This is a genomic window from Streptomyces sp. RLA131 (assembly GCF_056270125.1).
Window position 1 is genome coordinate 5685154 of sequence record NZ_JBWDOQ010000002.1, and the last position, 24750, is coordinate 5709903.

At 70.1% G+C, this 24750-nt stretch carries 20 protein-coding genes and 1 pseudogene; 12 read left to right on the plus strand and 9 right to left on the minus strand.

All coding sequences use genetic code 11. The annotated features are described in order from the left end of the window. Positions 1-37: 37 nt before the first annotated feature. Positions 38-946, plus strand: a complete 909-nt coding sequence (locus RWE79_RS26815) for a CpaE/TadZ family protein (RefSeq protein WP_475942627.1) — start codon at positions 38-40, stop codon at positions 944-946. 8 nt (positions 947-954) lie between these two features. Here RWE79_RS26815 and RWE79_RS26820 read toward each other — a convergent pair whose 3' ends face one another. Beyond that, a complete protein-coding gene (locus RWE79_RS26820; RefSeq protein WP_475942628.1) occupies positions 955-1794 on the minus strand; it encodes a hypothetical protein in 840 nt (279 codons plus the stop codon). 29 nt (positions 1795-1823) lie between these two features. Between RWE79_RS26820 and eccCa the strand changes: the two genes are divergently transcribed. The 8 genes from eccCa to RWE79_RS26860 all read left to right on the plus strand — a co-directional run bounded on the left by eccCa (position 1824) and on the right by RWE79_RS26860 (position 12591). Continuing rightward, the gene (eccCa, locus tag RWE79_RS26825) at positions 1824-5795 is read left to right on the plus strand and encodes a type VII secretion protein EccCa (protein WP_475942629.1); all 3972 of its coding nucleotides are present in this window, start codon (positions 1824-1826) and stop codon (positions 5793-5795) included. A 477-nt stretch (positions 5796-6272) separates the two neighbouring features. After that, positions 6273-7232: a DUF6177 family protein gene (locus RWE79_RS26830; protein WP_475946123.1), complete on the plus strand. Its 960-nt coding sequence runs from the start codon at positions 6273-6275 to the stop codon at positions 7230-7232. Positions 7233-7440: 208 nt separating this feature from the next. Then, a complete protein-coding gene (locus RWE79_RS26835) occupies positions 7441-8388 on the plus strand; it encodes a hypothetical protein (RefSeq protein ID WP_475942630.1) in 948 nt (315 codons plus the stop codon). 65 nt (positions 8389-8453) lie between these two features. Further along, positions 8454-9368 carry a hypothetical protein gene (locus RWE79_RS26840; protein WP_475942631.1) on the plus strand — a complete coding sequence of 305 codons (915 nt, stop codon included), beginning with the start codon at positions 8454-8456 and terminating at the stop codon, positions 9366-9368. Next, a complete protein-coding gene (locus RWE79_RS26845) occupies positions 9365-10387 on the plus strand; it encodes an ImmA/IrrE family metallo-endopeptidase (protein ID WP_475942632.1) in 1023 nt (340 codons plus the stop codon). The genes RWE79_RS26840 and RWE79_RS26845 overlap by 4 nt, the downstream gene beginning before the upstream one ends. Positions 10388-10454: 67 nt before the next feature. After that, positions 10455-11543: an SMODS domain-containing nucleotidyltransferase gene (locus RWE79_RS26850; protein ID WP_475942633.1), complete on the plus strand. Its 1089-nt coding sequence runs from the start codon at positions 10455-10457 to the stop codon at positions 11541-11543. Continuing rightward, positions 11528-12073 (plus strand): hypothetical protein, encoded by a 546-nt coding sequence (locus tag RWE79_RS26855; protein ID WP_475942634.1) that lies wholly within the window; start codon positions 11528-11530, stop codon positions 12071-12073. Before RWE79_RS26850 ends, RWE79_RS26855 begins: the two co-directional genes overlap by 16 nt. Beyond that, positions 12025-12591 (plus strand): hypothetical protein, encoded by a 567-nt coding sequence (locus RWE79_RS26860; protein ID WP_475942635.1) that lies wholly within the window; start codon positions 12025-12027, stop codon positions 12589-12591. The genes RWE79_RS26855 and RWE79_RS26860 overlap by 49 nt, the downstream gene beginning before the upstream one ends. Before the next feature lie 235 nt (positions 12592-12826). On the opposite strand, the gene RWE79_RS26865 is transcribed toward RWE79_RS26860, so the two are convergent. From RWE79_RS26865 to RWE79_RS26880, 4 genes and pseudogenes are all read right to left on the minus strand, one after another. Beyond that, positions 12827-14041, minus strand: coding sequence for an IS110 family RNA-guided transposase (locus tag RWE79_RS26865; protein ID WP_475942636.1), 1215 nt, complete (start codon positions 14039-14041; stop codon positions 12827-12829). Between the two features lie 341 nt (positions 14042-14382). Next, positions 14383-14619 (minus strand): annotated as a pseudogene (locus RWE79_RS26870) (hypothetical protein); the annotation flags it as partial. 204 nt (positions 14620-14823) lie between these two features. After that, on the minus strand, positions 14824-15378 hold the full coding sequence (locus tag RWE79_RS26875; RefSeq protein WP_475942637.1) for a hypothetical protein: 555 nt from the start codon (positions 15376-15378) through the stop codon (positions 14824-14826). Between the two features lie 112 nt (positions 15379-15490). Next, complete coding sequence (locus RWE79_RS26880) at positions 15491-15967, minus strand: ATP-binding protein (RefSeq protein WP_475942638.1); 477 nt, start codon at positions 15965-15967, stop codon at positions 15491-15493. Positions 15968-15987: 20 nt separating this feature from the next. Between RWE79_RS26880 and RWE79_RS26885 the strand changes: the two genes are divergently transcribed. Then, on the plus strand, positions 15988-17064 hold the full coding sequence (locus RWE79_RS26885; protein ID WP_475942639.1) for a hypothetical protein: 1077 nt from the start codon (positions 15988-15990) through the stop codon (positions 17062-17064). A 68-nt stretch (positions 17065-17132) separates the two neighbouring features. On the opposite strand, the gene RWE79_RS26890 is transcribed toward RWE79_RS26885, so the two are convergent. After that, entirely contained in the window at positions 17133-17996 is an 864-nt protein-coding gene (locus tag RWE79_RS26890) for a glycosyltransferase family 2 protein (RefSeq protein WP_475942640.1), read from the minus strand. A 247-nt stretch (positions 17997-18243) separates the two neighbouring features. On the opposite strand from RWE79_RS26890, the gene RWE79_RS26895 reads away from it, so the two are divergent. Further along, positions 18244-19650 carry a hypothetical protein gene (locus RWE79_RS26895; RefSeq protein WP_475942641.1) on the plus strand — a complete coding sequence of 469 codons (1407 nt, stop codon included), beginning with the start codon at positions 18244-18246 and terminating at the stop codon, positions 19648-19650. Next, positions 19647-20165: a GNAT family N-acetyltransferase gene (locus RWE79_RS26900; RefSeq protein ID WP_475942642.1), complete on the plus strand. Its 519-nt coding sequence runs from the start codon at positions 19647-19649 to the stop codon at positions 20163-20165. The genes RWE79_RS26895 and RWE79_RS26900 overlap by 4 nt, the downstream gene beginning before the upstream one ends. On the opposite strand, the gene RWE79_RS26905 is transcribed toward RWE79_RS26900, so the two are convergent. The 3 genes from RWE79_RS26905 to RWE79_RS26915 all read right to left on the minus strand — a co-directional run bounded on the left by RWE79_RS26905 (position 20162) and on the right by RWE79_RS26915 (position 24679). Continuing rightward, positions 20162-21124 (minus strand): Gfo/Idh/MocA family protein, encoded by a 963-nt coding sequence (locus RWE79_RS26905; protein WP_475942643.1) that lies wholly within the window; start codon positions 21122-21124, stop codon positions 20162-20164. The genes RWE79_RS26900 and RWE79_RS26905 overlap by 4 nt on opposite strands. An 80-nt stretch (positions 21125-21204) precedes the next feature. Beyond that, the gene (locus tag RWE79_RS26910) at positions 21205-23811 is read right to left on the minus strand and encodes a hypothetical protein (protein ID WP_475942644.1); all 2607 of its coding nucleotides are present in this window, start codon (positions 23809-23811) and stop codon (positions 21205-21207) included. A 496-nt stretch (positions 23812-24307) separates the two neighbouring features. Continuing rightward, positions 24308-24679 (minus strand): hypothetical protein, encoded by a 372-nt coding sequence (locus RWE79_RS26915; protein ID WP_475942645.1) that lies wholly within the window; start codon positions 24677-24679, stop codon positions 24308-24310. Positions 24680-24750: the final 71 nt, after the last annotated feature.

The following is a 24750-nucleotide window of genomic DNA, read 5'->3' on the forward strand; positions in this document are numbered from 1 at the left end:
CCAGCCACGAGTGGCGCCGTTGCAACCGCCGGCCCCCGTGCCGACGCTCGCCCCGGACGCGGCTGCGCTCGCCACGGGCAAACCGCAGCGGGGCGAGTCTCTGGTGCGGCGGACCGGCCGGTCGCTGCTGCGGCTGGTGGCGTCCTCGGCTGCGAGCGATGTGGAGCAGGCGACCCGGGTGGCCCGGGAGTTGCAGCAGCCGATCACGACCGGTCGGCAGATCGTCGTCACCAGTGTCCGGGGCGGTGCGGGCAAGACGACGGTGGCCGCCCTGCTGGGGTCCGCGTACGCGCACTACCGGTCGGACGCGGTGCTGGTGATCGAGGCCAATCCGACGCTGGGCACGCTGCCGGCCCGGCTCGGTGCCCCGTCGCTGCGGTGGACCATCGATGACCTGGCCCGGGTGTTGGCGCCGTCGATGCGTTTCGATCAGGTCGTCGGCTACCTGGTCGGGCTGCCGGAGGGCGGCTGGCTGCTGCCCGGCAGCCGCGGGCAGATCGGCGCCCACGTCAGCTGGGAGGCGTACCAGACGGTGGTGGTGGCGCTGCGGCGGTACTTCGGGGTCACCGTGGCTGATTGCGAGTCTCTGCCGGGCGAGTTGGCGCGCAGCGCGATGGTGGGTGCCCAGGCGCGGGTGCTGGTGGCTCCGGCCACCGTGGAAGGGGTCGTGTCCACTCGGACGGTGCTGGACTGGATGGCTACCATTCCGCGGCCGATGCTGCCCAGCACCGTCGTCGCGTTGGTGGCGGCGAGCCCGCATGCCACGATCGATGTCGCCGCGGCCACGAAGTACTTGCAGGTAGACGGCGTGCGGGTGGTGGCGATTCCGTACGACCGGCACTTGGCGGCGGGCGGCGCGATCCGGATGTCGCTGCTGGCGCAGGACACCCGGGACAGCGCGGCGCGGCTCGCGGCGGAGCTGCTGAACCGGGCTGTACGCGGCTGATGAGGCGGCTACGAAATGAGCCTGCGCAGGGGCTGGGGCAGCTTGGGACGGCCGGTGAGCCGGGAGAAGCCGATGACGTGCAGGCTGTCGTCGGCCCACCAGTACAGCCGGTCGTCGCAGGGATCGTCCGCCTCCAGATAGGTGCCGCGGACGTGTTCGGCCATCGCGCCCGCCGCGCCCTGCAGGCTGTCGGGCTGTACCGGGTGGAGCAGAACCTGGCTGTAGCGGGGCAGGGCGAGCAGAAGGCCGTGCGGGCACGGGCCAGGCAGAAAGCGCACGAGATCGAGCAGGGCGCTAGTGACGCAGCGGCTGCCCGGCTTGGCGACGCTCCTAACTTGATGGACGTCATGGCCGTCGTCGATGACAGCGAAGGACGGGAGTTCGCGGCGCAGGGTGTTGGCGAGCGCGCGACTGCCGGGGTCGATGATCGCCAGCCGGTCGGCGCGCTTGCGGGTGAGGGGTTCGCCGCCGAGCAGGATCACGGCATCGAGCAGGTCCCCGTACGGCGTGCACATCAACCGCTGCCGCTCCATCTCCGGCAGTTTCGGGGTGAGCTGCACGCGCAGGCGTTCTTCGACCGGCCCCAGCTGTTGCCGCTCCGCCAGCGCGGTGGTCACCTGCACCGTTTTTGCGGCGAGCCACGCCTCCACCTGCCGCGGCCACGCGTGCGGGGGCAGGCCGGCGCAGGCCGCAGTGATCGCGTCCAGCGAGATGTCGGCGTGCGCGGTACCGACGGGCAGGACCAGCATTCCGCTGTCAGTGTCGAGCATCGCGTGCGGCGCCAGCACTGGCAGCAGGTCGGCGACCAACGCCCGCACCTCGCCGCTGATATCCCCGTCCATCCCCATTCGCCGTTCATATCAGCCTGGAGGAGCGCATGACCATCCGGCTGATGCACCGTCCGGCCCGCACCACCCGCCATCTGGTCGGCACCGAGCCCCGCACGGTCGAGGCCCCGCCGAACCTGCCCGAGGGCAAGGCCGGCGGCGTGGCGCACTCGCTGCTGCCAGTGGCCGGGGTGATGAGCTCGGTGGTGATGATGACCGTGCTGCGCAGCGGCCAGTACGCCGCGATCGGCGCGTGTGTCCTGGTGGTGACCGTCCTGGGCAGCGTGGGGCTGCTGCTGTCGCAGCGCGGGAAGGCCCAGCGTACCCGGCGCGCTCAGCGCGAGCGGTATCTGGAGTACCTGGAGCAACTGCGCGAGGAGTTGGCGGCCGACGAGCAGGCCCGGCGCGAGGCGGCCCGGGTGCTGCAGCCGCCGCCGGAGGCGCTGTACGACATCGTGCGCGACCCGTCGCGGCTGTGGGAGCGGCGCCGCGCAGACGCGGACTTCCTGCAGGTCCGGGTCGGCACCGGCGAGATGCCGGTCCGTACGCTCACCCTGGCGCAGCCCGGCAGCAGTGTGCTGACCCCACCGGATCCCTTCATGCTCAACGAGGCGAAGGCGCTGCTGCACCGCTTCGCCACCGCCGGCGATCTGCCGCTTCCGGTGCCGCTGGACCGGGTGGGCAACGTCAGCGTCGTCGGCGACCGCGAGGACGTGCTGCGGGTCGCGCGGGCGCTGCTGTCGCATGCGGCGGTGTTCCACGCGCCGGACGATGCGGCCGTGGCTCTGGCCTGCCCGGCGCAGCAGTTGGACGACTGGGCGTGGCTGAAGTGGCTGCCGCATGTGCTCGATCCCGAGCAGCACGACGGCCCGGTCAACGCTCGCCGGATCGCTCCGGATCTGCGGCAGTTGGCCGCTCTGCTCGGCGATGACCTGCGGCAGCGGGCCTCGTACGCCGCCGAGGTGCGGCGGGGCCTCACGGACCAGGACGCACTGGCCCTGGCGCCGCGGCTGCTGGTCGTCAGCGACGGCTACGGCGACATGGCCCAGGAGCTGCTGCGGCCCGATGAGGCGGTGCCGCTGCACGCCATGGGCGTAACCGTGCTCCACCTGGTGGCCGAGCGGGTCGCCGAGCCGGGCCAGGTATCCGTACGGATCACCGTCACCGGGGACCAGGTCACCGTGGAGGACCTGCGCGGCGAGACCCCGCTGACCGCCCACGGCACGGTGGACGCCGTCACCCCCGCCGGGGCCGAGGGCCTGGCGCGGATGCTCGCGCCACTGCGCCTGTCGGCCGACTCCGCCGTCGAGGGGCCGCTGACCGGGCCGCTGGACTTCGCCGGGCTGCTGGGCATCGACGACCCGGCCAACCTTGATCTTGGTCGGCTGTGGGCGCCGCGCGGCGAACGCGCCTTCCTGCGCGTGCCGATCGGGCTGAGCGATGCCCGGCAGCCGGTGCTGCTGGACCTGAAGGAATCCGCCGAGCTGGGCATGGGCCCGCACGGGCTGTGCGTGGGCGCGACCGGCTCCGGCAAGAGCGAGCTGCTGCGCACCCTCGTGCTGGCGCTGGCCACCACCCACCCGCCGGACGACCTGGCGATGATGCTGGTCGACTACAAGGGCGGCGCCACCTTCGCCCCGTTCGAGGACCTTCCCCACGTGGCCGGGCTCATCACCAACCTGGAGAACGACCCCAGCCTCATCGAACGCGCCCACGCGTCGCTCGCCGGCGAGATCCAGCGCCGCCAGCAGGTGTTGAAGAGCGCTGGGAACGTCGCCGACATCTCCTCCTACGCCGCCGCCCGCGCCACCACCCGCCCCGACCTTCCGCCGCTGCCCCACCTGCTGGTCGTCATCGACGAGTTCGGCGAACTCCTCACGGCCAAGCCCGACTTCATCGAGCTGTTCCTTTCCATCGGCCGGATCGGGCGCTCCATCGGCGTGCACCTGCTGCTGTCCAGCCAGCGCATCGAGGGCGGCAAGCTCAAGGGCCTGGACACCTACCTCTCCTACCGGCTCGGCCTGCGCACTTTCTCCCCCGACGAATCGCGCACGGTCCTGGACAGCGCCGACGCCTTCCACCTCCCGCCGCTGCCCGGCTTCGGCTACCTCAAGGTCGATACCTCCACGTACGAACGCTTCAAGGCCGGCTACGTCTCCGGCCCGTACCGCGGCCCCGCCCAGCGCGACACCGACGACGCCGGCCCGCTCGCCCTGCCCTACCCCGCGTACAACACCCTCGCCGCCCCCCACCCGGGCGCCGGCGACGCCGAGCCGGTTCTGCCCAAGCGCACCATCGGCCCCACCGAACTGGCCATCATGGTTGACCAGTTGCGCACCGCCGCCGATCCCGTGCGGAGGATCTGGCTTCCCCCGCTGCCTGCGGCACTCACCCTGGACGGCATGGCCGGGCCGGTCGAGGTCACGGCGCGCGGCATGCAGCTGGCCATCCGGCCCGGCACGATGAAGGTGCCGCTCGGCCGCCTGGACGACCCGGCCCGGCAGTGGCAGGGCCAGTGGGTCCTGGACCTCACCACGGCCGGCGGGCACGCGGCAGTCATCGGCGGCCCGCAGTCCGGCAAGACCACCCTCCTGCGCTCCCTCGCCCTGTCCTTCGCACTCACCCACACCCCGCACGAGGTCGGCGTCTACGGCATCGACCTGGTCGGCGGCGGCCTGCAGGCCCTGTCCGGGCTGCCGCACGTCGGCGGCATCGCCTCGCGCACCGACCGCGAGCGCGTGCGCCGCACGGTGGAGGAAGTGCGCGGCATGCTCGCTACTCGGGAGGAACTCTTCCGAATCCACGGCATCGACTCCGTCAACCAGCTCCGTACGCTGCGCGCCGCAGACAAGCTGCCCGAACTGGCCTCCACCGACATCGTGCTGCTCATCGACGGCTTCGGAGCCCTGCGCGACGACTTCGACGAGATCGACGACGCCGTCACCGACCTGCTGCAGCGCGGCGGCGGCTACGGCATCCACGTCGTCGCCGGCATGCTGCGCTGGAACGATGTCCGCATCGCCACCCAGTCCACCTTCGGCACCCGCATGGAACTGCGGCTCAACGACCCCAGCGACAGCAGCATCGACCGCAAACTCGCCGAAGCCCTCCCCGTCGGCACTCCCGGCCGCGTCCTCACCGATAGCAAGCTCACCGCCCAGGCCGCCCTCCCACGCATCGACGGCCTGGCCACCGCCACCGAACTCGGCACCGCCGTCGACCAGGCCGTCCGCGCGATCCGCTCCGCCTGGTCGGGCGGCACCGCCCAGACCGTCCGCGTGCTGCCCGACAGGCTCGCCAGCAGCTCTCTGCCCACGCGCACAGCCGAGCCGCACAAGGTGCCGATCGGCGTCGATCAGACCGCGCTCGCCCCCGTCCTCCTGGACCTCTTCGAGCACGACCAGCACCTGCTCATCCTCGGCGACGACGAGTGCGGCAAGACCAATCTGCTCCGCCTCATCGCCCATGGCCTCGTCGACCGGTACGCCGACGACGAACTCGTCTTCGCGATCATGGACCCGCGCCGCGGCCTGCGCGACCTCGTCCCCGAGGCCTATCGCGGCGGCTACGCCCCCAACGCCCGCATCTGCGCCGCCCTGGCCACCGGCGTCGCCGCCGAACTCGAAAAGCGCATTCCCGACGACCTCACCGAGAACCCCGGCACCACCAAACCCCGCGTCGTCATCCTCATCGACGACTACGACGTCCTCACCACGGCTGGCCAGCAACCGCTCGCCCCGTTCCTGCCGTACATACCCTCCGCCCCCGACATCGGCCTGCACTTCATCGTCACCCGCCGCGTCGCCGGCGCCTCACGCGCCCTGTACGAACCGTTCCTGATGACCCTGCGCGAAAGCGGCACCACCGGCCTGGTCATGACCGGCGACCGCTCCGAAGGCCAGCTCTTCCCCGGCGTCCACGCCACCGCCCAACCCGCCGGCCGCGGCACCCTCATCCGTCGCGGCGAGCCCGTCCGCCTCATCCAGACCGCCCTCGCCCCGGAGCCGGAAGCCAACCAGTGACCCAGGACGTCATCGCCCTCACCCAGCGCATGCCCGACGCCCGCGCCATCGTCGCCGCCCTGCTCGCTGCAGGCCCCGACCTGCGGCTGCAGTCCATCGCCGACGGAGCCGTCCTCCAGCTCTGCGACAACGCCGGCCGCCCCCTGCTCTCCGTAGAAGCCCCGCTCCTCCTCCAAGTCCCCGGCGAGACCGCCCGCCTCCTCGGCCCGGAAACCGCGTACGTCCCCACCCCCATCTGGTGGACCGAAGCCCGCGCCTCCACCGCCGTCCCCCAAGCCGAAACCCTCGCCGCGGTCTTCGCCAGCCACCTCGCCCGCCACCTCGACGGCACCGTCTGGCCCAAGACCGCAACCGTCCCCGTGCCAACGCCAACCGGAACCCCCGAAGGGCATCGAGGCTCCCAGCCCCGCTGCCGCCCAACCCGCCGTCGACGTCCTCACCGACCGCGTCGCCGTCGTCATCCAGGACCGTCCCGTCATCCCCATGACCGCCTGGCTCTCCGACGCCCTCCGCGCCTGCCTGGCCGGCGACCGAGGCCTCCAGATCGTCACCCCCGCACACGCCCGCCTCAGCCTCCCGACCCGCACCTTGCTCTCCGGGCTTCCCTCCCGCTGGGTCGTCCGCGACGACACAAGCGGCTACTACGACGGCCTGTCCGGCGCCGTACTCCACTGGCACGGCGGCGCCTTCGTCCCCATCGACGCCCCGGACGGCACCAACACACCGGTCGCCCCCGCCTTCACCAAGCAGGCCTCCAGCGGGGAAACCCAGCTCGTCATCTCCCTGCGCACCCAGCATCCCGCCGACGAGCACCTCCTCCTCGGCGGCGCACTCGAAGCCCTCTGGCAAAACCTCACCGGCCACCCGCCGACCGGCTGGGGCACCGCCGAACCTGCCAACCAGCCCTGGTCCCGCTCCGAAATCACCGAACTCGCCCGCCGACGCGTCCCCAACGGCACCTGGATCGTCGCCGTCGGAACCCACGACCGCCCCGCCATCGCCACCACCCGCATCGCCCGCACCACCACCGGCGTCGAAGAGGACATCACCCTCGCCCTCGGCTATGCACCTGACGAACCCGTCCCCGTCGACGCCCTCCCCAACCTGGCAGCCGAACTCACCAGCGAGCACAACGCCCAGTCCGTCCTGATCCAGCGCCGCGCCGCCCGCCGGGACCTCAGCATCCCCGCCCGCTTCGAAGCCTTCCCGAGCCCCCTCGCCTTCGCCCTCGGCTCCGACGCGGTCCAGGAAGTCGGCGTCGTCCACGCCCGCCGCCCACCCATCCCCGGCACGCCCCAGCCGCTCGGAACCGCCGGACGACCAGGCTTCTTCTACTCTCTCGACGACGGCACCTCAGCCGGGGGCTGGAGGACCTTCGAACAGCTCATGCGCCATCTGCGCGTGGACCCAAGCGGCCATCCGGACAAGCGGCAGTAGCAGGGGGTGCGCGCACGTCCATTTCTGGTCGGCCTTCCCATGGCTTGACACCCTTGAGGCGCAAGTGAACAGAGTGCCCTGTCTGCCGAGGGCGAGTGATCGCCTCGCGGGTCCGATGGGCGTGGCGTGTCCGCTGCGGGTGGAGAGGGGTGTATAGCAAGAAGCCTGTGCGGACAGAGCCGTCCGCGAGGTGATGCCGGGGTGACGGATGGCGGGCGGGGCGTACGAGGAACTGGCGCGGTATGGCCAACTCGGTGACAAAGGATTCGAGTTGCTGCGGCGCGTGGGCCGTCAGGTGGCCCGCGCCCAGGGATTTCCGCCGCCAGAGGGATACAACCGGTGGGAGAACGACGCGGTCGACGAACTCCTGCACCGCATGATCACTCGGGAAGGCGAGGGAGGGCAGTTCATCTTGAACTGCTTCCTGCGAGCGGTCGACGACACCTCCCTGGAGAAGATGTTCTTCACCTCGATCAAGTACTTCCTGATCGACGAGGCGAAGAGCACCGAGCGGGGAAAGCTGCGGCGCCGATTCGCCACACGCCTTGCCAAGGACGATCAGTTCCGTGCAGTGCCCAGTGCTTCGCCCCGCTGGGCCCTGGCCTCCCATCCGGCCGGCGCCGTCTGGCAGGGGGATCTCGACGAACTCGTCCGGGCCGCCTGGGAGGTGCGGGGGGTGTGGATCACCGCCTGGAATCACTCCGGACCCACCCCACGGCAAACGGTGCACGCCCTGATGACGGTACTGACGGCGGTACTCGAGGCGGCCGGGGGAGCGGTCCGGGAAGAGGACCTGGCCAAGACCCTCGAAGCCCGCTTCGATCTGCTCTCGCCGCCCCGATTCACCAACCTGTATGTGGACGACGGCGCCCTGATCGACCCCGCCGCCGACCAGGCACAGGACACCGACCCGGTGGCAGCCGAAGCTGTGGCCGGGGAGATCTGGCAGGAGATGTCCCCGCAGGAGCGGATGCTGCTGCCCCATCTCGGCGACGATCCGGCCGAAGTAGCCTCCCTGCTGGGGATCGGACGCCATCAGACGCACGCGATCATGGAAGCGCTGCGCGAGAAACTCAGGCTGGCGCTGACCGGCGACGGAAGCGATCCTCGCGATGTGGCCGCGGTGCTGGTGCGCCGTGGCGGCGATCCACCCTGACGTCCGGCGAGTGACGTCGTTTGTCCATAGTGGGAAGAGACTGCCGCGAGGAATGGGGGTGCCCGATGAACCAGGCATCGAGCAGCGCGTACGAGCGGCTGCGAGTTGCAGTCGCCCAACTCAAAGTCCCCGATGCCGTCCGTGCGGCGGCGGCAGCCCCGCCCGGCGATCCCCGCCCGGGACAGATCTGGCGCGCCGTCTGGGACCACGTCGTCGAAATCGTGGCCGTCACCGCAGTCGATGAGACCACCGTCCACGCCCTTCCGGTCTCCTTGGAGACCCGCTTCCACGACTCCGACACGTTGCTGCTGTCCGCCGAGGCCTCCACCCTGGCGCAGCCCCTCGCCCTGTGGTGCGGTCTGGGCAGCCGCCTTCCCTGGTGCATCCTGGACCGGCAGGTCAGCAAGCTGTCCATCCCCCTCGGTGCCGACGGCACCCCCCCGGCCGACACCGGGTACCGCTATGGCAGCCCCATCCCCAGTCCCACAGCACAGGCCGCCGAGTTCCGGGCCGCCCTGGCCGACACCATGGACCTGCTCGCTGCGGCACGCTGGGCGCCTCAGGGCAGGGGCGACCTGGCCGCTCTGCTCAAGCAGCATGGCCTCGGTCCCGCCGAACTGATCCAATGTCTGAGCATCCAACCGCCCCGCGCTCTCGCCCTCCTGCGCGCGCAGACGCCGCTCACCCCAGACGAAGCCCGACTCCTCGCACCGGCCCTGGGCATGGCTGCAGACAAGATCCTGGCCGCCAATCCGCCTCTGCCCGAACGCGTGGTGCACGAACTGAGCCGCCCCGCACGGCGCGTACAGATCCGTCGGCTGGCCCAACTCACCGGAACTGCCGAACACGACGCCCGCCAACAGGCACTCTTCGCCACCCTCACCCTGGCAGCGCGGCAGGAACGCCCCGCAGAGGCGGACTGGCCCGCCCGCGTAGACCGCTACTTCGACGTCCACCTCGGCCAAGAGGGCGAGCGATGACATATCTGCGCCGCGCCGCGGCTCGTACCCAGGCCAAGGCCATGCTCACCGTCTTGCAGCGCGACCACCCCGGCACCGCCCAGCGGCTGGGCGCCGGCGCCCTGGACGAACTGCGTCAGTGGCTAGGCCTCGAAGTCCGGGACGTACCCGACGATCGTTCCGGCGGCGGCTGCAGCGTCTCCGGCGCCTATTTCACCGGCACCCCTGCCGTCCTTGCCATCGCCAGCTCCGCCAGCCTGGCCCGCCGCGACTTCACCGCCCTCCACGAACTGGGCCACCACCTCCAGCAGACCATGGTGGAGCTGATGGACGTCCTGCTCGCCCAGCTCGACGGGGGCACCGCTCTGGAAGACGCGGCCTGCGATGCCTTCGCCGCCGACATCCTCCTGCCTGACACACTCGCCGATCAGCACATCACCGCCGCCGGGCCCACCGCCGACGCCGCTATCGCACTGTGGCGAGCCAGCAACGCCTCCCGAATGGCGACCTGCGTCAAAGCCAGCGAACGCCTCCCCGCCCCCGGCCACATCCTGCTCCTCGACCACGACGGCAACCTCGCCTTCGTGGCCTCCCACGGCCTGCCCCCGCTGCGCCGCGGCAGCGACCAGAGCCACGTCCCGGTCCTCCGCACCGCCCTGTCCGGTCGCGGCCGCGCCGAGGGACGTGGCCGACTCACCTACCGTGACGGCATCCTTGGCGAGGAGCTGTACCTGCAAACCGCGGCAATGGACGGCTATCTCCTCGCCGTCGCCGTCACCGACCTCGCCCCCTGGAAGACCTTCGCGCCCTCCGTCCGGGGCAACGGCCCCGAGCCCGCTGCCTACACCTGCGCGCACTGCGGTGAGGACTTCACCTCCTATGCCCGCGCCTGCGCTCGTTGCGAGTCCGCCCTGTGTCCCGACTGCGGTCGCTGTGGCTGTGACCGCAAGGTGCCCGAGCGCCAGTGCACGGCCTGCTTCGTCGTACACCCCGCAGCCATGTTCGACGGCGCGAGCAGCCGCTGCCGCGACTGCGACTGAACCCTCGTCACGCACGTACCGCTACTGCCGAGTTACGTCGTCTGTACCCAGTGAAGGCGCCCGCACCGTGCGCCCCATCACATACGGGACCCCGGAGCCGGCACCGGGCACCACGATCTACGAGGCCGGCGGGAACGAGCACGACAGCACGATGAACGACAGCACCAAGGGCGCCTTCGACGCCTTCGACGAGGACCTCAACCTCGACTTCCGCGAGCGCAAGAGTGCCCAGAAGCGGCACAGCGACATCACCGACCACCTGGTGAGTGTCAGCCTGGCCATCGGCACCTTCCTGCAGGGCAGCTTCGCCCGCAAGACGATGCTCAAGCCGCTCAAGGACGTCGACATGATCATCCGGATGCACCCGAACCTCGAGAAGATCCTGCGCCGGCCCGGCGGCCCCGCACACGCGATGCTCCTCATCCGCGAGGCCATCTCCCAGAAGTACCCCGACGCCCAGTTCGACGTGGATGACGCCCCCGCCCACGCCCTCCAGGTCACCTTCCCCGACCTGGACTTTACCTTCGACCTGGTCCCCGCGCTCGACGTGGAAGGCAGCGAGATCGTCTACATCGCCGACCGGAAGAACGACACCTGGGAGTGGTCCAACACCCGCACCCTCAACCGGATCATCAGCACCCGGAACCAGGCCACCGGTGGACGGTTCGTCCACCAGGTCCGCATGCTGAAGTCCTACAAGAAGGACCACCCGGTCCTCGACGACATGTGCGGCCTGCTGTGGGAGGCCTTCGCTTACGAGGCGGTCACCGGCCCGCTTGAGCACTCCCAGGCCCTCGCCGGCACACTCGCCCACGCAGCCCGGGCGGTCGCTGGCCCGGTGTTCGACCCCACCGGCGTCGATGACCTCACGGCCGACTGGACGACCGCCCAGCGCACCGCCTACACCGCTACGCTGTCCGCCGCCGCCCGCCGGGCGGCCGAGGCACGGCGCCTGGAAGAGGACGGCCAGCATGCCGCAGCCATCGACATCTGGCACGACCTGATCGGCGACCCGTTCCCCGTCGCCGAGGCCCAGAGCGCCACCGATGCGCTGCGTGCCCTGGCGGCCGGCAGCATCACCTCCACCGGACGCGCCGTCACCTCCCCGCGCGGACAGCAGCCCGCCCGCCCGGCGCGGTCATGGCGTACCCGCTGAACCGGGTGCTCGCCGACCCTTCAGATGCCGCCGAGCACCTGCTCCACACCGACGCCGTCTTCGGCGTGGAGCAGGCGGCCGGCCGCACCGGGCATGGCGGAGCAGCGCGCCTCGAACTCACCCTGCGCCCGCTGCCCGCCCTGGAACGCGAGAACTACCCCACCGAACGCGTCCGCCTCGTGATCCGGCCCGACCACACCGTCCATGCCTTTCCGCTGGACTCGGCCGATCGCGCCTTCAAGCACCGCAACCCGCCCCCGCTGAGGGACCTGTGCCTGCAGTACCCCGACGACGACGCGGCCCTGCGCTGGATCCCCGAGGACGGCCTCGAACCGTTGGTCACCCTCGTCCACCGGCATTTGCTATATGAAGAGGCCTGGCGCCGCACCGGCACCTGGCCGACTGAAGACGCTCCGCACGGTCAACCCGCCCACGGAACCCACCCGCTGCGAACCCCCGAGACACAGCAGGAGGCCCGCCGATGGACCCGGCACCCCTCACCGCACCCCCGACGACATCCGCGTCCCTGACGGCCATCCTCATCCTGGCCCTGGGCTCCTCTGTCGTCGCCGGAGCCCTCGGCCACATCCTGACCGGCCTGCGCGCCGGGGCCACCATCCGCCGCGACCGCTACGCCGTCGCCGTCCAACTCCTCGTCGCCCGCATCGAATACCCCTACCGAATACGCCGCCGCACCAGCGACGCCCCTGATGTCCTCAACGCACTCGCCGGCACCGGACACGACCTACAAGAACGCCTCGCCGAAATCCGCGCCTGGATCTCCACCGAGAGCACCGTGCTCAGCGACGTCTTCGACCACTGTCTCACCAGCCTCGACGCGCCCTTCAAACAAGCCTGCGCCGACGCCTGGAACGCCACCCCCGTCGCCACCGCCGCCCAGATGAACCTGGGCGGATTCGGCATGGGCAACCAACAACACATCGTCACCCTGATGGAGCGCACCCTCACCTACCGCTTCGGCCACCGCCGTCTGATCCCCGCCTTCCTCCTCCGCCGCCTCTTCAAGCGGCGTGGGCTTCTGCCGTAGATCTGCACGGGTCCGGTCGTGCGACACATGTGCCGAGGAGCGAACCGGCGGTGGATGCCGTGGTGAGTGGCCGACCCGTTCACGTCGGCCCACATGAAGGTGATGTTGGACTCTGACGGACCCCGGTGGTCATTCGAGTTGATCAAGCGACGAACTCAGTTGAGCGGGGGGGGTGCCCCTATGTCTTTCGTCAATCCCGGGTCGTGAGTTTTGAGGTGGTTCGTCCGGGGTGGGGTCATGCGGCCAGCTCGACGTTCTTCGGTTCGCGGGGTTCGTAGAAGGTGCCGTTGCGGAGCATGGCGAAGATGACGTCGATGCGTCGTCGGGCGAGGCGGAGCAAGGCTTGGGTGTGGGTCTTGCCGGTGGCTCGCTGCTTGTCGTAGTAGGTGCGGGAGGTGGGATCGTGCAGGGCTGCGAACGCGGACAGGAACATGGCGCGCTTGAGCTGCCGGTTGCCGCGGTGGGGTGCGTGTTCGCCGCGGATGGAGCTGCCGGAGGACTTGGTGACGGGTGCGAGTCCGGCGTAGGAGGCGAGGTGCCCGGCGGTGGCGAAGGTCTTGCCGTCGCCGATGGTGACCAGCAGGGTCGCACCGGTCCTGATGCCCACGCCGGGCAGCGACATCAGGAGCTTCGAAAGAGGGTGGGCCTCCAGCAGGGCCTTGATCTGCGCTTCGAGTGTGCGGCGCTGGTCCAGGACGGCGGCGAGCTGGCGGGCGAGCGAGGGCACGATGGTGGTGGCGGCCCGAGTGCCGGGCACCACCACGGTCTGCTCGTCCAGCGCCTTGAAGACGTCCTCGACCAGGCGTTCGGCCATGCGCGGGGCCTTCGGGCGTATCAGCGTGACCAGCTGGCGGCGTCCGGCCTTCCTCAGCTCAGCCGGGGAGCCGAACCGCTCCAGCATCATGAGCACGGCCGGGTGCTGGACGCGCGGGCCCAGGACCCGCTCCAGGGACGGGTGGATCTGGGTGAGCAGGCCGCGCAGACGGTTGGAGACGCGGGTGGCCTCGCCCGCGAGGTCGTCGTCGAAGCCGACCAGCATGGCCAGCTCCGCGGAGGTTTCGTCGGTGACCTCGATCGAGCGCAGGGTGTGCGGCATCGTGCGGGCGGTGTCGGCAATGACGAACGCGTCGCGCGCATCGGTCTTGGCCTCGCCGGGATACAGGTCGGCGGCCCGGCGCATCGACAGCCCGGGCAGGTAGGCGACCTCGCAGCCGGCATCACGGGCAACCGCGACGGGCAGCGCGCCGATGTTCGCGATCTGGTCGACGACGACCAGGACGGTGCCGAACTTCTCTCTCAGCTTGTCGAACAGGGCCCGCAGCTTCGGCTCGCTGTTGGGCAGCTTCTTGTCGTGCACGGTCTTCCCGGCCGGTGTCAGGCCGTGGGCGTGGTGGTCGCCCTTGCCGACGTTCAGGCCGAGGAACACGCCGATGCCGCTGGTGTCGAACATCCGCATCCCCCCAGGTGGGCGAGCATCCGTCCTGGCCTTCCCTACGGCACCACGAGCCGGCAACCACGTTACGCAGACCATCCACCCTTCGCAGCCTCGGCGTTGCGCCGGGCCGGGTGGCCGTCAGGCCCCTCATCAGCGGTCAAGCGGTGCCCCAGACCCGGTGACACCACCCCCCAGGCCATACATACGACAGGGGGCACACAGTCATGCCGGGCCCGGGGGCCAGGAGCCCCATTGCGGGGCCACGAAAAAGGTAACGGGGGCTCAGCCGAAGCTGTGGGATGTCGAGGGCGAGCTTATGGGCGGTGGTCGAGCCGCTGCTGCCGAGGGTGGAGCGCCGGACTCGGCCGCGCGTCCGCATCCCGCGGATCCGGGGTCACCTCCGTGCCGGCGGTGTCGCCGCCGTCCGGAGCCAGCACCGTATCGACCCGCCTGCGGGCGCTCGCCCACTCCTGCCATTCCTGCTCGGCAGCGGCCAGCTCGGCCTGGATGCGGTCGGCCTCCTCCCGCAGCCCGTCGACCCGACGGCGAGCGGTGAGCTCGTGCTGTTCCAGCAGTCCAACGACCGATGGCATCCGCGACTTCCCAGCAAGAAACGACCCGGCAGGCCACGACTCCCACCGAATCACCCCCTGTGCCCGACCAGCGGAAACGCGGCGATCACGTCCGGAAAGACAACAGCTTCTACCGCCGTTTGCGGCTGGTGGCACGGTTCTTACTCTCAGTCGTCCGGACGGGTACCCGACTGTCAGCGGTGCCCCGCTGGCAGGGACGGAAGGTCAAGGGGACCCGTTGGTCAGCAGTAGATGACAGATGCCGGCGAGCTGGAAGAACGTGGCGGTGTCCGCGTCACCGCCGTCAAAGTAGGCGAAGTCGCCTGTGCGGCCGCCGTAGTAGCCAGTGCGGTGCAGGAAGTCGGGGCACACGCTGAACGCCCAGAAGTCCGGACCGCCTCCGTGGGCGCTCGCGAGGGAGTCCAGAAACCCGTCCGCCAGATTGCGGGCCGCCGTCAGGTTCAGGTGCCTGCGGTAGGGGCTGGGGGCGGCGGTGAGCATCCAAGCCAGTCGGGCCGTGAGTTGATCCGAGCGGAGCGCGGTGAGCTGCAGCGGTCTGCGGTGGCGGACCACGGTGCCAGCCACGTGCACGACGACCGCCTCCGTGGCGTCGGCGTAATCGACAGAGCTGTAGTTGTTCCAGTTGCGGACACGATCGCCCTCCAGCAGCAGCTCGGGAAGCAGCGGGCCGTGCACGAAGCGTTCGAGCACGGCCGCGGCATCAGCAACTGGCACGGGATCGCCGGAGGAGAAGGACAGCAGGAAGCTGTTGCTGTTCATGACCGCATCCGCCGCATCAAGGAACGCCACCACCCCTGGGCGAGAGCCCAAGCCCACAGCTGCACGCATACGCTCCCTTGTAGCAGACCCGTCAGGGGCGCGAAGTAGCGGCTCATGTTGCTGCATCGGGAATCGCCATCCACGCGACCTTCGTCCCATCGCCAGGGAGTCGGAACCCCCACGCGCCCCTGGTCAGTTGGTCGACGATGTGCAACCCTCGGCCCCGCTCGCACAGGCGCGCAGTCAGTGCTTCCAGACCACCGCCGCGATCTTCGGGATCCGGAGCGAACGGGGCCGTTGTCGGGATGGCGGGGATTTCGGGGATCCGCGGGTCATAGTCGTAGATCTCGCAGATCAGTTCCTTCGCCGTCTTTCGCAGCGTGATCTCGTAGGGGCCTGTGGCGTGGTCGTTGGCGTTCGCCACGAGCTCGGAGGCGGCCAGTACTGCGTCGCTGATGACCTCGTCGGAGAGCCCTGCCTTCGCCAGGATCCGCCGCAGCGCGGCACGGGCGTGTCCTGGGGCACCGGGAGTGGAACTGCTCCACGCGTAAACCAGGCCGAGGGGCGGGGTGGGGAGTGGCTGGGTCATCGTGCACCTCCCCTGACAGCGTGCCGACCGTGCATAATCCGGCGGTGGCGGCCTCGCCCCGGGCGCACGCAGGCGCGGGCCTCACCGAGCATGAGTGGGGTGCTGGGCATGGCCGGAGCCATCAGCAGAAGGGTGGTGAACAGCAGCGGCAGCACCACGTCGACCTCCAAGGCAGTCGCGATCGGGAACACGACCACCACACCGTCCGCGCCCCGGTGAGCGGCACCGCTTGGGGGCGACGTCGTTGCACCGAGCCCGACGTGCTGGAAGTCGTTCTGCCCGTCCGGCAGACCCGCTTCCCCTCTGCCGATGAGCGACGTTACGGTCCGTCCCGTCCGTCCTTCGCCGTGCTTGTGGAGGTGACCGTGCGCCGTCCGAATCACGTACTCGCCGAGCAGCTGGCGCTCGTCGGCTGGCGACCACCGCGCTTGGTCGCGGCAGTCAACGCGTTGCTCGGCGAGGGCTATCTGAGCCGTTCCACCGTCTCGGAGTGGCTGCACGCCGGTCGCATCCCGCGAGAGCCCTTGCCGGCAATCGTCGCCCTGCTCCTGTCCGAGGCCAGCAGCAGCCAGATCTCGGTACGAGACCTGTGGCCCCGAGCAGGCCTCGCGCCGGCGTGGGCAGTTCCCGCAGACGCGGGTCTGGCCGACATCGAGCGTGCGCCCAGCCCAGCTGTGGCATTGGCTCAGGACTGGATCCGGCATTCCGACCGGAGCGCCGCACGCGACCGCCGCCGCTTCATTCCCATCCCGGGCACGGCGCTGCCCACAGCCTCCCCTCGCGTACCCACGGCGAGTGCCGCTACGACCGGATGCTGGGAATTGACGGCGTTGGCCATCGCCGACCAGTTCTGCGAGCTCCCGCCCGGGCCCTCGGCCGTGAGCTTCGCGTACCGCCAGACCATTGCCCTTGCCGAGACCCTGACGGAGTCCCCGCACGAGAGTGACCTCATCGCCGCTCTCGCGGTCATCACCGCCGCAGCTGGGATGTTGGCGCACGCAGCCGGGGAGCGCGGGCTGGCACAGCGGTACGCCGTAAGCAGCGCCGTTCTCAGAAGAGCGCTGGGCACCCCGTCCGGGATGGCGCGGACGGAGTGAAGCGAGCTTCTGCTGGACGACATGGCGACGGACCGCATTTCGCCGCCGCAGGTCACCCGGCCACTGCGTCACCGGCCAGTTCCATGAGCGGCACGAGTACGTCGTCCCGCTGCCACCCTGCGCGCCTCGTCCTGCCATCCGTGCGGCATCTCGGTGAGGCTGACGTGACGAAATCGCAGCCGGACGTCGGCCACGTCGATTCGCCCGGAGAGTTTCGCGACAAGGCCGAGAAGCAGCACCGTCTCGTCTCCGTCGTCCCGCGCGTGCTCAGCTCCCGCGCCCGCGGACGGGACCGAGCGCCGCAGCGTGTCCATCGCGTCGGCGTGCCAGGCGAAGTGGTGCACGGCCGCCGCCATGCCCGAGTATGACCTGCTCCCTAGAACCTCGTGGTTTCCGGGGGTCACGGCGACGTCGGAGCGCGCGAGGACGACGCGCCGAGGATCACCGCCGAGAAGTCGATGGGTCAGATGTCCTCCGAGTGGAAACGTACGGTCCAGGTCGTCCTGAGGCTGAACAGCTGCCACGCGCCCGTCAGGCGTGACGCGGTCGAGCAGCACACCACCGACGACCGGCGAACCGGCTCGCTGGGCCCCCGCCATTACTTCAGGAAGCGGAGTTGGGAACTGATGGAACTCCTGTGCCCCGGCGAGTAGGTGCCAGCCAGGCCCGGCCTTCGCACGCAAGGCGTCGCGCAGTTCAGTGTCAACGTGCTCGTTCCAGGTCCCACAACAAATCGCGGCGGGGGCGAGACTGAGCGCGCGGGAGGCGGCCTGCAGCGCGGCGCGGCGCTCGCTGGACACATTGGCGGGGAAGCGGAAGCCGACCTGGAAGCGGCGCACCCCGAGGGAGCGGTAGTGGCTTACCCACGCTGCGAACAGGGCGGGGTCGACGGGTCCGATCACGGCGATCAGGGCGGGGTCCTCAGCTGGCATGACGGCTCCTTGCCTCAGCGAGTCGAGCGGGCGTACGGTCCCGACAACAGGTGTCAGCCAGTACGCCCTGGGAGGACCAGCACACGCCGCCTCTCCGCGTGCTGTGCAGGGGATTTGTCCGCGAACGTTGCGAAGCTGCGCGACCGGGTGTGAATAGCCGCGAATTCGTGCGCTCCAGCCACGAGGGGCCCTATAACGTCCGCAAGGCCCATGTGACTGGCCACACCATCTGTTTCTGGAGACTCCGGTGAGGACGCCCAACACCCACCTCAATACCGCGCTCACCGCGGCCGGTTGGTCTCCCCGCGACCTCATCCGCGCCCTCAACCCCCGCCTGGACGCCGTCGGAGAACCGCGCCTTGACCTCACCGCCGCCCACGGCTGGCTGCACGGCGCACACCCCCGGTCACCAGCCGTCCGCCGGTTGGCCGCCGCCGTCCTCAGCGAGGCAACCGCCGAGCCGGTCACCGTACGGGGGCTGTGGCCCGACGCCCTGGGCACCCCCGTGCCCCCGGAGGCCGCCGCCGACGACGGGCTGGTCGGCCCTCTCCCCTTGCCCGACGTACTCCAAGCAGCCACGTCCTGGAACACCAGCTCCCCCCAGGACCAAGCAGCTCTGCGTCCCGCCAACGGGCCGTCACTGTTCACCGCCGCGTGGGACGCCGCCAACCTGGTCGCCCGACCCCTGAGCCCGCGGTCAGGCACTGACCAGGTCCTCCCTCCGCTGATGGACCTGATCGAAACCCACCTGAGCGCGCTCCGCCGCCTCGACGACAGCGCCGGAGGCGGCGCGCTCTCCCAGCGCTACGTCCACGCAGCCCTCACCAGCGTCCTGGACCTGCTACGTAACGCCCGCTACACCCCTGCCGTCGGGACCCGGTTACTCCGTGCAGCCAGCCAACTGGCGCAACTCTCCGGCTGGATGGCCTTCGACGCCGATCTGTACGCAGCCGCCCAGCGCTACCAGCTCCTCGGCCTTCGCCTCGCCCGCGCAGCGGAGTCCAGCAACCGCGACGGCATTATCGCCAACATCATGGGCATGCTGGCCTACCAGCACGCCGCCACCGGCCACCCCGACGACGCCCTCCGCTTCGCGCACGCAGCGGTGGAACACTCCAGGGGCTCCGCCGCGACCGTACGCGCCCGCGCCTTCGGCCGACTCGCTACTGCTGGCGCCGCCGCCGGCGACGTCGACACCTTCCGGCGCGCCGCCGACCAATGCCGAACGCTGCTCGCCCACCGCCGCCCCGAAGACGACCCACCCCACCTCTACTACTTCACCGACACCCAGCTCGACGCCGAGTCCGGCCAAGCCCTGGTCGACCTCGCCGCCGCCCACCCCCAGCGCACCCGCCAACTACTCCGCGAAGCCACCGCCCTGCTGACCCCGCTCGCCGCCACCGGCCCCACCGACGGCTACCGCCGCTCCGCCCTCCTGCACGGCATCCACCTTGCCCGCGCCCACCTGCTCGCCCACGCCTCGGACGAGACCGCCTCCAGCCTCACCGACCTCGCCGGCCGGGTCCCCGGGGTGCAATCCATCCGCTGCCGGACCCTCCTCCGAACCTTGCGTGCCCGAGCGGCCGTACGGATCCGCTCCTCCGCCGCCACTGATGCGTTCCAGGCGGTGGACAGGGCACTATCGGGCGCATGACCTGCCCAACACACTCCCCCGCGCGCTCCCGCGCCCCCCAAGCGTTCACCCTGGCACGCGTTACGTACGACCATCCGGACGTCCGCCGACTCGTTGAAGCCCTACACGCCGGGCAACACGCCCTGTACGGCTTCGCCGACGACCCGTACGACACCTCACCCGACGAATTCGCCCTCCCACAAGGGCTCTTCGTCATCGGCACTCTGGAGCCGGAGGGCATAGCCGCTGCCTGCGGCGGCTGGCACCGGTTGGACGGCCTCCCCTCCACAGCCGAAATCAAGCGCATGTACGTCCACCCCGACGCCCGCGGCCGTGGATACGGCCACCGCATCCTCCAGCACCTCGAGCAGTCCGCAGCCAACGCAGGCATCACCCGCATGCTGCTGGAGACCGGCCGCGACAACACCGACGCCCTCGCCCTGTACGCCCGGTGCGGCTATCACCCCATCCCCTCGTACGCTCCTGGTCGCGACCCCCGCATCAACCGCGCCCTTGCCAAACGTCTCGCCTGTTAAGCGCTAACGCCAGTCGGAGGCGTCGCGTGATGGAGCTCGGTGACGTTCGCGGCGGTATCGAAGCTGAGTACCGGGTCGGGCTGGCCGGACAGCAGGCTCTCGTAGAGGGGCCGGTAGTGGGCGATCTTCCGCGGGGTCCGGCCGTCGCTGCCGTAGGCGGCGAGGAGCGTGCTGTCGTGGGCGGCGAAGCCGGTCATGGCGGTGTGGTCGATCCAGATCTCCACGCCGGAGCGGCCGAGGGTGAGGGTGGTCTCCTTGCTGCTGGAGCCGGTGAGCCAGCTGCAGCGCAGCCGGGCCGTGCCGACCGTGTCGCGGGAGCGGTAGGAGTAGGTGCACCAGGCACTCGCGCCGTCGTCCATCTGCTGGGCGGAGGTGAGCGCCGTGAGGTCGACGAAGCGGGCGAGGGTGCTGAGTTGGTTGACCCCGGAGTCCATCCAGCTTGAGATGTACGAGGAGAAGGCTTGCTCTCCGCGGAGGATGTAGGGGTCGTAGAACGCCGAGGTGATACCCGTGACGGGCCCCCATTCGGGGTGTTCGGTGAGCTGTTCGGCGGCCCAGCGCACCTCGGGGGAGAAGGCGAAATGGTGCGCGGTGAACACGCGTCCCCGCACATCGGCCGTCCCGTCCAGGGCACGCAACCGGGCGAGGGAGGCGAGATCGTGGACGAGGGGCTTTTCGACCAGCACCCGCGCTGAGGACAGTGTGAGGGCCTGGGCAGCCAGGTCCGCATGCGTATCCGTGGGCGTGGCGATCACGACCAGGTCGGGCTGGTGCGCTTCGAGTGCCTCGGCGAGACCGCCGTAGTGAGGAGGCTTGGTTCCTCGGAACGCGGGCGGCTCCGCAAGGTAGGGATCGACGGTGAACTCAAGGGAGACCCGGGATAGTTCGGCGAGGACCTCGAGATGGGTCTCCGCGATGATCCCGACCCCCACCAGACCGACCCGTACCAGGTCACTCATGAAGTCCTGCCCTCCTCGTATGGATCTGCCCGCTTCGTACAGTCCGGTCGGCAACGGTCCGTCCCCTGGCCCCGGCAGCGTCATCGGAGAGCCACTACTTGTGCCCAGCGGCCTAGCGACGTGGCGGGGTCGTCGACCCAGTCGACGGCGGGACTACGCTCCGCCGCCGTGTCGACGCCGTCGATCCAGGAGGTCACGACGGGCACCCAGTAGGTGTTGCCGCCCGAGGTGCGCGTGCGCTCGTCGAGCTCGGAGCGCGTACGGCGGGCGCCGTCGTGGTCACCGGTGAGCACGGCGAGGAGGATCTCGGCCACGTCCGCCAGGTTGTGGCCGCCCCGGTAGCGGATCTCGTCCGCCAACCGCCGGGTGTCACGGACCGCTTCCGAGGCCGCTGTAGCGTCGCCTGCCATCGCCCAGGCGACCGCCTCGGCGGAACGGATCTTGACGAGCTCAACGGGGTTGGGCACAAGGTCGAGCAACTCCCGGGCCTGGCCGGCCGCCTCGGACACGGTGGCCGTGTCACCGGACCAGCAGGCCGTCTGGACCAGGTTGGCCAGCGCCTTCGCCTCGGCAACGGCCAGCCCCTCGCCGCGGGCCAGGGCGATTGCCTGGGTATAGGCGTCGGTGGCTTCGCCGAAGCGGGCGTTGACCCGCCAGATGTGCCCGATCAGCCGGAGCCGTTCGCCCTCGTCCGCTGCGTCCTGGCTGCGCAGGTCCCGCAGCTCGGCAAGAGCGGTGGCGAAGCGCCCATTGAGATAGTCGTAATCGCACAGCCAATAGCGAGCGGCAGCCTCGAACTCGCCACCCAGCAGACCCTGGTAGATCTCCGCGGCCTTTGTGTAGTCGCCCTGGTTGCGCAGCGCGTGCGCGCGGTGGAGGCGCACCAGCTGTCCCGCCAGGCTTTCGGACGCCACATCCGCGTCAGCGCCGTCCAGGACCCCGACGGCCTCCAGGGCGCGCCCGGTCCGGCGCAGCTGGACGCCCTGTATCGCCGCGCGGATCGCCTGGAACTCCGGATTGGCCACCGCGCTGGTGGTGAGCCCCGCCCCGATCTCCGCCCACTGTCCCGCCTCTACCAGCCGCTGCGTGGCCCGCACCATCCAGTCGTCGAAGACCCCGTACGTGCCCGACAGTTTCAGGCCGGATTCGAGAGCTTGAGCGGTCGCGGCGCGCCCGGCGGAGGCGCCCAGCCGCTCGCCCAGCCGACGAAGCAGCCGGGCGGCCACCTCGCTGCGGTCCCGGTCCGACCAGCCGTCCGGAAGCCCGTGGTCGGCCTCACGGATGGCGTGGCGCAGCGCCGCATGCAGGGCGTACGGCAGCTCGTAGGCGTCGTCATGTGTCAGGAACGGGCGCCGCAGGAACCTCGCCACCGAACCATCTGGAAGGGAAGGCTGGCCAGCCCTCAGCAGCTCGGCGTCGACCCGGTCGATAAGTGCTGCCGTGCGGACGAGATCGCGTTCCTCGCGGGGGAGGTCCCTGATGGACCGGGTGGCGACGGCCGTGAAAGATCCGCCGAAGTCGTCAACCGATGGCTGCCCACCTCGCGCCAGTAGTTCGACGAAGTGCGACACCGACAGATCGAGGTACAGCGGCAGTCCCTGGCCGCCGGAGATGATGCGCTCGCGCACTGCGGCCGACATCGCAGGCTCGCCGTCCCGTGTGAGCGCCTCGCGGAGATAGCTGTCGGCATCGGAGTCCGACAGGTACCCCACGAGATGCTGGCGTGGCTCGGACGTGTCATTGCTGAAGTGCAGATTCGGCCAGCATTCCGAGCCGGCGAAGTCCAGCTCACCGCTCGCGCTGCCGTCCGCCCAGTCGATCCGGTTCCGGCCGGTGATCACGAACAGCACGTTCGGCATGAGGTAGACGCAGCGTTGCAGTAGCCGTTCTGCCGTACGGTCGGTCCAACCGCCGAACACCTCGAACGTGTCCAGGAACACGACCACCCTCGGCCGTCGGCCGGGCCGGCCTCGCCGGGGCTGCCGCTCCAGGTCCCAGGCCAGAAGATAGGGAAAGTACGACAGAGTCTCGTAGTCGGCGTCCGCCTCGACCAACTCGGCGAACAGTTCGCACTCCGACAGCAGCCGCCCCTCCCGCACCCGCTCCCGGATGGCCCGGTAGGCGACCAGCGCCGCGCGGTGCGCAAGCCCCGCCAGACCGCCCAGATCGCCAGGGACAACCTGCTGAACGGTCGCCGCGATCTGCTCGCTCAGGCCGACGCCCCGTGCAGCTCGCCGCAACGTCGGCGAGGCGTCGAGGAACTCCTGCAGACTCTCCCCCGGATGGGCCCGCGCCCAGTACGAGGCCAGAGCCAGGTCGAAGGCCGGCCAGCGGTTCCCCAGCTGTCCCAAGCCAGCCCGCAGGCGCAGCAGCAGGCCCTCGATGTCGGAGGCACCCTCCTCGGAGACATCGACCCGGACGGATACGACGTCCTTCTGGTCTTCGGACTGCGCGTCAGCGAGGAGGCGGCGCTCCAGCTCGTGGGAGAGCGTCGTCTTCCCTATGCCGCCCACACCGTAGAACGTCAGGACATTCCGACGCCCCTGCACACGGTCGACGACAGGTGAGATCTCAGCCAAGTCCAGTGCCTGGTGGAGCCCGTCCAGCGACCGGCCGAATGCGGCCACCTCATCCGTCCGGTTGGTGAACACCTGCTGCGCGGCGACAGCGGATGTCATTCCGCTCATGAACGCAGCACGTAAGTTCACTCGGGCCATCTGGTCTCCTCTGACGACATCACACGGGTACCTCGTCGGCGGCCCACCGAGGACCCATCCAACAGGCGACGGTAGCGCGGCAACGAGCAGTCCCGGAACAGGGCGTGTACGCCACAAAATACGACGCGCCATTCCAGGACACCCGCAGGACACACTTCGCAGGTGGACATTGCCGCCCCCGGAGTGATCACGATGGGGCGACCGCGAACTGCACCCGCTCTACCGCCACGCAGCCAGGCCCTCACCGCCCGGCTCGACCCTGAACAGCTTCCTCAGTGCCAGGCCCGTGCGCTGCTCAGCCCGGCAGACACGCCCACGTCTACCGCCGCAGCTGGAATCCGGTCGCTCAATGGCTCCGGGCGCTGGCCTCCCGCACCAACCCCGGCTACTACCCGCCCGACGCCACCAGCATCCCCATCCTCACCGCTGGCGCCCTCCGTCTCGTCCAGGCATCATAGGGGGGCTCTCACTCTGACATCGGCCTGCGCCGCCTGGGCTTCGCGCCGTTCGTTCCTCCCAGCTTCACCGCGGCGTCGGCCGAGTAACCAGCCTCGTCCAGGATCTTCATGGCATTGATAATGCCCAGGCACTGTGCCTTGAGCAGCCCAATCGCCGCCGTGTTCTGCGCTTCGGCAGGAAGAGGCTCGATCATGCTGGTGTAGATGCGGTTCACCCGGCGCTCGATGACCTTGAACTCCCTCACCACGGCGCTGGCGCACAGGACCGGGTCGACCGTGGTCAGATAAAAGCCCTCGAAGAGCACGAACGCCTTACGCTCCAACGCGCACTTCTTGTCCCGCACCCACGCCTTCGCGCGCTCGAACTGGCTGCGGGTCATCGACCCCCGTGCCTCTGTAGGAGGCAGTCCCCCAACTCCCGCAGCTTCGACCCGCTCCCACAGTTCTTCAC